Source organism: Pedobacter sp. KBS0701 (genome assembly GCF_005938645.2).
Lineage (GTDB): Bacteria > Bacteroidota > Bacteroidia > Sphingobacteriales > Sphingobacteriaceae > Pedobacter.
Genome location: NZ_CP042171.1, coordinates 6,283,053 through 6,294,887, shown reverse-complemented (window position 1 = coordinate 6,294,887; position 11,835 = coordinate 6,283,053). Strand labels below are relative to the sequence as shown.

The 11,835-nt window shown below is 38.5% G+C and carries 10 protein-coding genes; 3 read left to right on the top strand and 7 right to left on the bottom strand.

Annotated features, from left to right (window positions below; translation table 11 throughout):
• Positions 1-145: 145 nt before the first annotated feature.
• The gene (gene lptB / locus FFJ24_RS25680; protein ID WP_090502159.1) at positions 146-886 is read right to left on the bottom strand and encodes an LPS export ABC transporter ATP-binding protein; all 741 of its coding nucleotides are present in this window, start codon (positions 884-886) and stop codon (positions 146-148) included.
• Between the two features lie 89 nt (positions 887-975).
• Positions 976-2,676 carry a single-stranded-DNA-specific exonuclease RecJ gene (gene recJ, locus FFJ24_RS25675; RefSeq protein WP_138820018.1) on the bottom strand — a complete coding sequence of 567 codons (1,701 nt, stop codon included), beginning with the start codon at positions 2,674-2,676 and terminating at the stop codon, positions 976-978.
• 347 nt (positions 2,677-3,023) lie between these two features.
• On the opposite strand from recJ, the gene FFJ24_RS25670 reads away from it, so the two are divergent.
• Positions 3,024-3,791: an MBL fold metallo-hydrolase gene (locus FFJ24_RS25670; RefSeq protein ID WP_210419431.1), complete on the top strand. Its 768-nt coding sequence runs from the start codon at positions 3,024-3,026 to the stop codon at positions 3,789-3,791.
• Positions 3,792-4,062: 271 nt separating this feature from the next.
• Here FFJ24_RS25670 and FFJ24_RS25665 read toward each other — a convergent pair whose 3' ends face one another.
• Entirely contained in the window at positions 4,063-4,650 is a 588-nt protein-coding gene (locus tag FFJ24_RS25665; RefSeq protein WP_138820014.1) for a YceI family protein, read from the bottom strand.
• 248 nt (positions 4,651-4,898) lie between these two features.
• Positions 4,899-5,111: a helix-turn-helix transcriptional regulator gene (locus FFJ24_RS25660; protein WP_121287773.1), complete on the bottom strand. Its 213-nt coding sequence runs from the start codon at positions 5,109-5,111 to the stop codon at positions 4,899-4,901.
• Positions 5,112-5,274: 163 nt separating this feature from the next.
• On the opposite strand from FFJ24_RS25660, the gene FFJ24_RS25655 reads away from it, so the two are divergent.
• Complete coding sequence (locus tag FFJ24_RS25655; protein ID WP_138820012.1) at positions 5,275-5,538, top strand: hypothetical protein; 264 nt, start codon at positions 5,275-5,277, stop codon at positions 5,536-5,538.
• A 393-nt stretch (positions 5,539-5,931) separates the two neighbouring features.
• Here FFJ24_RS25655 and gcvP read toward each other — a convergent pair whose 3' ends face one another.
• A complete protein-coding gene (gcvP, locus tag FFJ24_RS25650; RefSeq protein WP_138820010.1) occupies positions 5,932-8,808 on the bottom strand; it encodes an aminomethyl-transferring glycine dehydrogenase in 2,877 nt (958 codons plus the stop codon).
• Between the two features lie 346 nt (positions 8,809-9,154).
• On the opposite strand from gcvP, the gene FFJ24_RS25645 reads away from it, so the two are divergent.
• Entirely contained in the window at positions 9,155-10,006 is an 852-nt protein-coding gene (locus FFJ24_RS25645; protein ID WP_138820008.1) for a hypothetical protein, read from the top strand.
• A 234-nt stretch (positions 10,007-10,240) separates the two neighbouring features.
• On the opposite strand, the gene FFJ24_RS25640 is transcribed toward FFJ24_RS25645, so the two are convergent.
• Together FFJ24_RS25640 and FFJ24_RS25635 are read right to left on the bottom strand one after the other, a co-directional pair.
• Entirely contained in the window at positions 10,241-10,804 is a 564-nt protein-coding gene (locus FFJ24_RS25640) for a hypothetical protein (protein ID WP_132404020.1), read from the bottom strand.
• A 121-nt stretch (positions 10,805-10,925) separates the two neighbouring features.
• Positions 10,926-11,816 (bottom strand): DMT family transporter, encoded by an 891-nt coding sequence (locus FFJ24_RS25635; protein WP_138820007.1) that lies wholly within the window; start codon positions 11,814-11,816, stop codon positions 10,926-10,928.
• Positions 11,817-11,835: the final 19 nt, after the last annotated feature.

Genomic DNA, 11,835 nt, shown 5'->3' with positions numbered 1-11,835 from the left:
GCATCATGTTGCCACAGATTTTCACATCTGCCCCTTTGTTTAACGGGGATAAAAAGAGATTTTTATACACAGTAAAATTTATAGCTTTTGGTTTAACGTCGCAAATAGGCAACACTCTAATTTAAATATTGTTTGTTGAATATTATTAAACATCAAATTTTTTCCGCTTTAATACGAAGTTCGATCCTAAATATACTTTCCTAACCATTTCGTTTTCGGCCAAAACTTCGGGAACACCCTGTTCTAAAATTTTCCCTTCAAAAAGCAAGTATGCCCGATCGGTAATCGATAGTGTTTCCTGTACGTTGTGATCGGTAATTAAAATACCTATATTTTTATGTTTCAGTTTGGCTACAATACTCTGGATTTCCTCTACTGCTATTGGGTCAACCCCTGCAAAAGGTTCATCCAATAAAATAAAATTAGGATTTGCGGCCAGAGCACGGGCAATTTCGGTACGGCGACGTTCACCACCAGATAATAAATCGCCTCGGTTTTTACGCACTTTGTGTAAACTAAACTCGTTGATCAGTTCTTCGAGTTTATCTCGCTGTTCTTCCTTCGTCAATTTACTCATTTCCAAGATGGCCAGGATATTATCTTCTACAGTAAGTTTTCTAAAAACAGATGCTTCCTGGGCTAAGTAACCGATTCCTTTTTGTGCCCTGCGGTACATCGGATCTTCGGTAATGTCTTCCTCTTCCAAGAAAATGCGGCCTTCATTTGGTTTGATCAAACCTACGATCATGTAAAAGGAAGTTGTTTTCCCTGCACCATTCGGACCTAAAAGGCCAACAATTTCCCCTTGACTTACGTTAAAGGAAACGTTGTTTACAACGGTACGCTGCTTGTATTTTTTAACCAGATTTTCGGCTTTTAATATCATATATCTATCGATCCGTCATGCTGAATTTGATTCATCATCTAACTCAAGAGATCCTGAAATAAATTCAGGATGACGATTTATTTTATAAGTTAATTAACTTTTATTCCTTTAATATTTAACTGCAAACGCTTCTTATCTTTCCATACGTTTTCTTCTAACGTATAACAGACCGAAAAAGGTACTTTTGGTTGTAAAAGGTTTTGAAATTCGGCCAGCCCGAAAGCAATGCCTTCAAAAATAGGCGAATTTTGTTGTTTTATATTAATTTTTAAATGATTTTGGCCAACTGCCATGGCATGCTGTGCGAGATATACGTTATGGGTGACAAATATAGGTGCCATATTTTCTGGTCCGAATGGCCCCATCTGTGATAAAACCCTGTAAAACTTGCCATCTATCTGCGCCAGTTCGATTTCGGCGTCAATCCTGATCATTGGTGTAAGCAGCTCTTCTGTGATGCTTGCTGCCACAATTTCTTCAAACTTATCAGCAAAGGCATCTACATTGTGTTGTTGCATGGTTAAGCCTGCAGCAAATTTATGCCCGCCATACTGGTCTAATAAATGAGCGCAACCACTTAAGGCCTCGTATAAATCAAAACCAACTACCGACCGGCAAGAACCTGCTACATGTCCGTTAGACTTTGTTAATACAATCGTTGGGCGATAATACTTTTCAGTTAAACGCGAAGCTACAATCCCGATAACCCCTTTATGCCAGTTCTCGTTAAAAACGACAGTCGTTTTTTTGTTAATCAGGATATCACTTTCGCCAATTAAAGCCAAAGCTTCACGGGTAATGTCCTGATCGTAGGTTTTGCGTTCTGTATTTTTAAGGTTGATGAGTTCGCTTTGCTCCAGTGAGTTACTATCTACCTGGCAGAGTAGCATAGCAACGGCATGTTTAGCGTGGTCTATTCTGCCAGCAGCATTAATCCGCGGACCTAATGTGAAAACCACATCAGTAATGGTATAATTTTCGGTTTTGCCTGAAACTTCCATTAAGGCGCGTAAGCCTTCGCAAGGATTGGAGTTGAGTTTTTTCAGCCCATAATAAGCTAAAATTCTGTTCTCTCCCACTACTGGAACAATATCGGCCGCGATACTGACCATCACCAAATCTAAATATTGCAGATAGGTTTCTTTTGCTAGTTCATGCTTTTGCGCATAGGCCTGCGCCAGTTTAAACCCGATTCCGCAGCCGGCCAGTTCTTTAAAAGGATATGCGCAATCTGAACGTTTTGGATCTAAAACGGCAATGGCCTGAGGCAGTTCATCTCCAGGTAAATGGTGATCGCAGATAATGAAATCGACGCCTAAAGTATTGGCGTAATCAATTTTATCGATCGATTTTATCCCACAATCTAATGCTATAATTAACGAGAATCCATTTTCGCTAGCATAATCAATTCCAGCAGTAGAAATGCCATAACCTTCCAAATAGCGGTCTGGAATATAATATTCTATATTTTTAGTGAGTTGCGAAAAGAAACTGAAGGCCAGTGCTACCGAAGTGGTACCATCCACATCGTAATCTCCATAAATCAATATTTTTTCGTGGGTGGCTAATGCGGTTTCGATACGGGCGATTGCAACGTCCATATCCTTCATTAAAAAAGGATCATGTAGGTGATCAAGATCTGGTCTGAAGAAATCTTTCGCCTGATCAAAATCACAGATATTCCGCTGCACGAGGATCTGTGCAAGTGATCGGTCAATGTTAAGTTGTTCTGCTATTTTTGCTACCGTATCATCATTACAATCTGATGCCAGTACCCATCTTTTTTCCATTTATTTTGTCTCCGAACAGTAAATATACATTTTAATTGAATACGCTGGTGGTAAACTTTAATGGGGTATTGTACAAAGCATTTAAATACAAAAAGTTAGGTTTTACTTCGAAATCCCTAAATTGTCCATTCCACATTTACCATCCAGACCAATCGGCAAAGGTAGATCCATACCGTTACAATACCTTTCTGCAAATGAGAATTGCGAATGGGAAATTATAATTCAGAGGTTCATGAGAGAAATTTAAATATGCTATTTTACAAAAAAAGGAAGTATCCAAGCTTTTACCAAAACAAATACTCAGGTTTAGATTGTTACCTTTGTATAAACATTAAAAGATTCATATTTTGCAAGTTCACACCCTCTTCGAAGGAACCTATTCGGTTGATGCAACAAAGAAATTTGTGCCTTTCGACCCTGCTACTCATAGTTATAAAGACAGACCTGCTTCATTATTCATCAATGTTCAGCCTTTTTTGGTTGAACTGAAAAACGACCTCGTACTTTTCGATACGGGTTTAGGTTTTAGTGATGACCATGGTGAACTGATTTTACATAAAAATATCCGCAATGCAGGTTTCGATCCCACTGATGTAACTAAAGTTTTAATGTCTCACTTACATTATGACCACTCAGGTGGCATGATCCACAAGCAAGGAAATGATAAAGTTGAATTGAGTTTCCCTGATGCAGAATATGTAATTAACCGTGGTGAATGGGAAACTGCATTTAGCAGCACTTCATCTTCTTACCACACCGATATTTTCGATTTTGTACAACGTAACGCACAATTGAAGTTTGTTGAAGGCGATGGAGCATTGGATGAAACTATTGCTTACGAATTTACAGGGGCACACTGTCCAAATCACCAGGTTTTTCTTTTAACGGAAGATAATCAAAAGGTATTTTTTGGTGGCGATGTTTTACCTGAGCCTGAAGAACTGGTTAAAAACTTTATCGCCAAATATGATTTCGACGGTCGCAAGGCGATGGAATTAAGAAAAGAATTTGGAAAGAGAGCCGCAGAAGAAAACTGGGAATGTTTGTTCTACCATGGTAAAAGCGCAGCAACTGGTTTTGTTGATGTTGTTGAGGGCGGGTTTAAGATTAGATAAGCCAACTCGTTTTTTACCGCAAAGCGCGCAAAGAAGAAGCTCAAAGCACGCAGAGTTGCTTTTTTACCACAAAGATCATAGAGAAAAGGCAAAAAGTTCACAGAGCTGGGTACTTATAGCTATAGAGTCTCTGTGTTCCTCTGTGTAAAACTCAATGCACTCAGTGGTTAAAAACTTAGCTCTCCTTCGCGTCAAGCTTAGCGCTCTTTGCGGTTAAACAAAAAAAGCCCCAACAAATGTCGAGGCTTTCCTTTTTCCGAGACGGAAATAATTATTTTTTAGCTACCAATTTAACAGTCAATTCGAAGTTATCATCAATTGCTTTGTCGCCAATGCTATCGAAGAATGATTTTGAACCGTATTTGATGTCATATTTAGTTCTGTCTACAATGATTTTACCAGCTAAAGCTGAAGCTGTTCCATCTGCATTTACCGTTACAGTTGCAGGGAAGCTTAATGGTTTAGTGATACCTTTGATGGTTAAATTACCTGATACGGTTACGTTAGCACCTGAACCAGCAACTTTAGTAATTACGAAAGTTGAAGTTGGGAATTTAGTTGTACCAAAGAAATCGTCTGCTTTTAAGTGACCTTCTAATTTCGCACTGCCATCAGCATCTTTAATTGAAGTCATATCGATAACAAAAGTACCACCAGTTACACTTTTACCATTAACGGCTAAGCTACCTGATTGTAAAGCCACTGTTCCATTGTGAGAACCTGTTACTTTTTTACCAATCCAGGTAATGGTCGATTTTGCTGCGTCTACAGTATAAGTTACTGGTTTGGTTGGGTTTTTAAAGGCTGACAATGCTACTACTGCCACTAATAAAAAAATTGAGCTAATTTTTAATTTCATTTTCTGGTTTTTTAAAATTTGATACAAATATAGATGAACTACCAATCTCTTGTTATTGACCTATGTTAACTTTTTTCAAAAATAATCGGATTTATTTAAAATCATTCTATTGACTGCAGGATTGTGTTAAGGTTTAATCTGTTTACTTTTTTATGTGAATAGAAAGGTAGAAGGAAGGCTTAAGGTAGAGGGTTTTTGTGCTAAACCTAAAAAGGCATAGGATGTAAAGTTGTTCCAACCCCTATATATTATCTCTTTCTCCAGCTAACCAATAGCTCGCCTGCTTCAACATCCAAAAATGTTGCTACATCAAACAGTCTTTTAATTGAAGGCTGAGCCGTATTGGTACACCAGCTAGATACGGTCTCCGGTGCAATTTTTAATGCATCAGCCAATTCTTTATTGGTAATCCCTTTTTCAGCTAGAGCGGCCTTTATTCTATTATAGTTGATTTTAGTCATAATTGATAGGTAACCCAAATATAATATTTATAAAATAAGGCTATAACACATAAAAAAGAATCATTACATTATTAAAATAATTTAATAACTAATATTATTGACTAATTACATTATTTTTTATTAACTTTATACAAACTTAGATGTAGATTATAATGTAAATGATATGAAAAAAGTTATTCCAAATCTTAACTTTCAGCCAAATTCGTTAACCGAAAGGGAGCTAGAAGATCCAAAAATTGTTCTATTGGACTTTTTTGAAAATCATCCTATACATGAAATAAGAGAAACGGTATGGGAGCTTTATAAGGCTTGGGTAAATCACATGTCAGAATTTACTGATGGCAAATCAAATGCAGATATGTTATTCTTTTATACCCAACTTATCGATTTTTTAAATGCCAGTTATCTACAGGTACAAAAGAGTTAACAATTGCAATATTGGTTTTACTTACAACCCTTCATTCCTAAACCTGACAGCAGCGAAAATCCTTTTTGTTTGCACTTACAGTAAAAGATTGCTTCGTCGTTCCTCCTCGCAATGACGATATAACGAGAGCAGAAACCACAAAAAGATTGAAGCGAATGGCAGGGCTCCAGCCTCCGATAAAAAACTGGTATTCATTTCCAAAAAAAAATCTGCAAGCTTTATAAAATGGATTATAAAAACTTGCAGATCAATATGTTCGTGAGGGCAAGAACCTAGGCTCAAAATTTTTCTAAATAGATTGCCACGTCGTTCCTCCTCGCAATGACGATCGGGAGTAATTAAGGTAGTGGAAAGGAAAACCTTAAACCCTCTACCTTCCTGCCTTCTACCTTACTAAGGAACGATCTCTTCCAAATAACTCTCAACAGGAGGGCATGCACAGATCAATGATCTATCACCATGACTATCGTTAACACGACCAACCGATGGCCAGAACTTACGCTCTAACACATATGAAAGCGGGAACGCAGCGGTTTGACGGCTGTAAGCATGATCCCATTCGTTAGCAGTAATTACCGAAACCGTATGTGGCGCATTTTTTAATGGGTTATCTACTTTATCTAAAGTGCCATTTTCAACCGAAGTAATTTCATTTTTAATCGCAATTAAGGCATCACAGAAACGGTCTAACTCATGTTTAGGCTCTGATTCTGTTGGCTCAACCATCAAAGTACCCGCAACTGGGAATGAAACTGTTGGTGCGTGGAAACCGTAATCCATTAAACGTTTTGCAATGTCAGTCACTTCTATTCCGAAAGCTTTGAACGAACGGCAATCTAAAATCATCTCGTGTGCGCAACGACCCTGAGCACCTGAATAAAGTACCGGATAATGTTGCTCTAAACGCGCTTTCATGTAGTTTGCGTTTAAAATCGCATATTTGGTAGCATTGGTCAAACCATCAGCACCCATCATCGCAATATAAGCGTGAGAAATGATCAGGATAGAAGCCGAGCCCCAGGGTGCAGATGAAACTGCAGAAATAGATTTTCCTTTATCAATATCAACCACAGCATGGCCTGGAAGATAAGGAACCAGGTGTTTAGCCACACCAATTGGACCCATACCTGGACCACCACCACCGTGAGGAATACAGAAAGTTTTGTGTAAGTTTAAGTGACAAACATCGGCACCAATATTGGCCGGACTTGTTAAACCAACCTGTGCATTCATATTTGCACCATCCATATAAACCTGTCCGCCGTTAGCGTGAATGGTTTCGCAGATTTCGATAATGCTTTCTTCGAATACGCCGTGTGTAGATGGATAAGTTACCATTAAACACGATAGGTTGTCTTTATGTAATTCGGCTTTAGCTTTTAAATCTTCTACATCAATGTTACCGTTTTCTAAAGATTTAACCACCACAATTTTCATATCGGCCATTGCCGCAGAAGCAGGGTTTGTTCCGTGTGCCGAAGCTGGAATTAGGGCCACGTTACGGTGGAAATCGCCTCTATCGTGGTGATAAGCACGAATGACCATTAAACCTGCATATTCGCCCTGAGCACCAGCATTTGGCTGTAAACTCATGGCTGCAAAACCAGTAATTTCGCTTAACCATTTATCCAGTTCATTAAAAACAGAATAGTAACCCAATACCTGATCGGCAGGGGCAAACGGGTGGATGCGACCGAAATGAGACCAGGTAACCGGGATCATCTCTGCTGTCGCATTTAATTTCATGGTACAGCTACCCAAAGCAATCATCGAGTGGCAAAGCGATAAATCTTTTGCTTCTAATGATTTAATATAACGCAACATCTCGTGTTCTGAGTGGTGCGAGTTAAAAATTGGATGTGTTAAATAAGCCGAAGTACGTTGTAAAGCGGCTGGAATAACGGTTTCTACATTTTCTACCACCTCAACCTGATCTGCTGCGATAGCTTTAACCTTTGCAAAGATTTTAGCAATTAAAGCTACATCTTCGAAAGTGCTGGTTTCGTCGAACGAAATGGTTGCTACGTTACCAACATAGTTTAAGTTGATTTCGTGATCGATACATCCTGAATGGATACCGCCTTTTAAATCGCCTAAATCGAAACGAATGGTGTCGAAATAAGCAGAATTTAACTGCTCAAAACCTAAACCTTTTAAAGTAGAGGCTAAACTGATAGCCAAACCGTGTGTACGTTCTGCAATGGCTTTTAATCCTTTCGGACCATGGTAAGCAGCATAAAATCCAGCCATAATGGCCAATAATGCCTGTGCGGTACAGATGTTTGAAGTGGCTTTATCTCTACGGATGTGCTGCTCGCGGGTTTGCAAAGCCATACGTAAAGCGTAATCGCCATGGCTATCGATGGTTACACCGATTATACGGCCAGGGATGTTACGTTTATATTCTTCTTTAGTTGCAAAAAATGCAGCATGTGGTCCGCCAAAACCCATTGGAATACCCAAACGCTGTGTTGTACCTACTACCACATCAGCTCCCCACTCGCCTGGAGGCGTTAATAAGGTTAAGCTTAAAATATCGGCAACCACCGTTAATTTAATATTTTGGCTGTGTAATGCCGATGCGAAAGCAGCATAATCGAAAACTTCACCGTTTCCTGCCGGATATTGAACAATTGCACCGAAAAATTCTTCGGTAGCAGTGAAATCTAAATGACTTCCGATAACCAGTTCAATACCATAAGGATTAGCACGTGTTTTTAAAATATCGATCGTCTGAGGAAAAACAAGTTCCGAAACGAAGAATTTTTTAGCTGCCTGGTTTTTACGCAAACTGTATTGCATAAACATCGCTTCAGCGGCAGCAGTACCTTCATCCAATAAAGATGCATTGGCAATTTCCATTCCGGTTAAATCGATAACCATGGTTTGGAAATTTAATAAAGCCTGTAAACGGCCTTGTGCAATTTCTGCCTGGTATGGCGTATATTGTGTGTACCATCCTGGGTTTTCGAATACATTCCGTAAAATTACACCCGGGGTAATGGTATCATAATAACCTTGACCGATAAAGCTTTTAAAAACTTTATTCAACAATGAAGTTTGTTTTAAAGCACCAAGATATTCAGTTTCTGATTTTGCTGCAGGCAAATTTAATGGCTGTTTTAATCTGATTGCCGTCGGGACAGTTTGTTCAATCAGCTCATCAATAGAATTTACGCCAACAGTTTGCAACATTTCGGCTGTATCTGCCTCATTTGGTGCAATATGACGATTTTGAAAATCTTCCTTGTAGTGGATATTTAAGCTCATGCGGTATGAATAATAAATTTGCGTGCAAAGGTAGCAAAAACGAAGCTGTATTTCACTATCAATCAGTGTAAAAAAGGCGTCTTATTTATACTTAAAAGCTACAAAATAGATAGATTTTATTAGCAAAAGCCAGGACAAACGTTTATTCAATTTTAAGCCAATATTTTGATTATTTGAAAGCGGTGGTTGTTCTAAAATTTATTTTGTCGCTATGGCTAACTTAAATCTTTTTGCATCAGTTGATCCGAATCAATAAGCAGCTGCAACGTAAAATATTAGCTACCAAAGCAAACGAAAAAAGCATTTTCTTAAATTTGAAAAGCATTTACCTACCCTATGCCCTTTTATGTCAACTTGCAAAAATAACGTCGCACTTTTAGTTCACGCCTGCGATAGTTATGAATTTCTTTATAAAGGTTTTGATTACACTTTCTCAGAAAACTGGGATTTTAAAATACCATGCAATTATTATTTCGCTACAGAAGAAAGAACCGCAGATGTGAGCGGCTTCGCAAACATCAAATCGGGCAAAGGCGAATGGGCTGATCGGCTGGTAACGCTTTTAAGCAATTTAGATGAAGAGTATATACTCTACTTCCAGGAAGATATGTGGTTAAGCAAACCTGTAAAGCCTAAGTTCTTTACAGCACTGTTCGAACAGGCAATTGAAAACGATTGGCAACAGGTTAAACTCCATAGTTCTGGCGTTTACAAAACTAAAGGAACCATTAATTTTATTGAAGGATTTAATATTGCGGAGATCGATAACGAGGCGTCAAATTATTTAATGTCGCACCAGATTACCCTTTGGAAAAAGGATTTTCTGCTTGCGCAACTTTATAAAAAAGAACATCCCTGGAGGAATGAGCGTAAAGGCACTAAGAGATTGAAAAAATTAAACCCGTTTATTCTTCATGTCGATTATTTTGCAGAAAACGGCGCGATGGAAAACAACAACAATAGAAATCCATCGGAACGGAGCGAGTACTACGCAGTTTCATTTAACAGCACCTTAAATAGTAATGCCGTTCGGTTTATCGAGGTGTTAAAGTCGGGTAGTCAACCTCAAAAAGACTATGCTGCAGAACTGCTAAACCATTACGACAACAATTTAACCCATAATGGTAAGGAAAGGCCTAAAAAAGAAGATTTGTTTAAGAAGCTTAAAACCTTTATTCAAAAAAGTCTGGGCAGTTAATTTTTTTATATCCATTAAGATTTTGGAAAGCAGTGGCTGTGCTAAAATTTAGGACTGTTCCCGCCATTCGCTTCAATCTTTCTGAGATCCTATCAGCTTATTTAAGATTGCTGCAAACAAAAAGGATTTTCGCTTCTGTCGGGTTTAAAAACGAAGGCACTATAAGAAACAAAGGTTGCAGGGCGCAATATGCATTCCGTTTTTATCTTTGATCTTTCAGCTTGAGTCTTTTTCTTACTTCTGCACCTTCCATCCTTCATCTTTACTCAACTTTAATTTATAAGTTTTGGTAATGAAGTTGCTGTTTTTATCGGCGTCTTTATCAAATGGCTCAAAATCGGTCGTATTCATTTTAAGCGACACCGTCACTTTTGCTGTGCTTGAGTTTACCTGCGCAAAATCAACTGGTTTCTCGTCTGATAAAACATACTCTACCACTTTTACAGTAGCCTTGTCGCCATCCTGTTTCAACACCAACGGACTTGCTTTATCGGTTAAAGTAATCTGATAAACATAACTGCTATCTTTCGAAAGAAATTTCTTTTTGGCTTCTTTTAAGCTTAGGGTAACCAAACCTTTGCTGGCCAAAGATTTATATTTCCCCAGTTCGAACATATCGTTTGTACTATTAAATTTCATCTCCCCAAATTTAAACCTGGTGGTTTTATATTCAGGATTGGCTTTTAAGTAGCTGGTAATTACTTCAGCTGCCTCATCCTGATTGATGGTGGTTTTGGTTTTACATCCGGCTAAGCCGATAATGATCAGGGATAAAATATAAATGGTAAGTTTTTTCATGTGTAAATGCTTTATGCTTTTTAAAGATATTTAATTTTTCAATAAGTCGGGTGTCCGAGGTCCGAAAGTCGGAAGATTATTATCGTGTATTTCAACCTTACACCTTCAACCTTCCTACCTTCTACCTTTTTTTAAGGTACTTCAGGTTTGGCAAAACCATCGCCGATAAAATTACTACAACACCAACCCATCTTAGAAACGACACCTGCTCTTGCAGCACAAAACCAGCCATCATTACGGCAACAGGTAGCTCTGCTGCACTTAATATCGAACTTATGGCAGTACCAATTCTGGGCACGCCTTCTGCGTAAAATAAAGGGGGAATAACCGTACCGAAAACTGAGATAATCAATCCCCATTTCAATAAACTTCCACCCAAAGCACCATTAAACAAAAATGCTGGCGGGAAGATAATGAAGATTAATATACAGGCGCCGGTAATCATCAGCGCGCTTTTCTTTAGTGGAGCATATTCATTCCCAATTCTACCACTTAATAATAAAAAACCCGCATAACAAAGTGCAGCCAACAACCCAAAACTAATCCCTTTTAAATCCATGCTTCCAATGCTGGTTTCTACCATTCCACTGGCTAAAACTGTACCACCCAGAACCAGTAAAATAGCGGCTAATTGTAAGCCGGTAGGTTTCTTTTTAAAAATGAGGTATTCCATTAAAATACTCATCCAGATAAACTGCATCAATAAAATAATCGCTACCGAATTGGGTACCAGCTTTACACACTGATAATAAAAGATGCTCACCAAGCCCGTACAGGTTCCTGCGATGATCATTTTCCACCAAGGTGTTTCAGGCACAATAGCCTTAGCTTTATAAGCGGCTGTTCTGCTTTGAAAGAAAAATAATACCCATAAAATTACCGCTCCGAAAAAAGCCTGGGCACCGGTTACATCGCCCAGCGTATAACCTTCGTGATAAGCGAGTTTTACAAAAGTAGACAGGATACCAAAACTACAGGCACCAAAAAAAACAAGGAGAATTCCTTTTAACATATTTATATTATCTAACCAC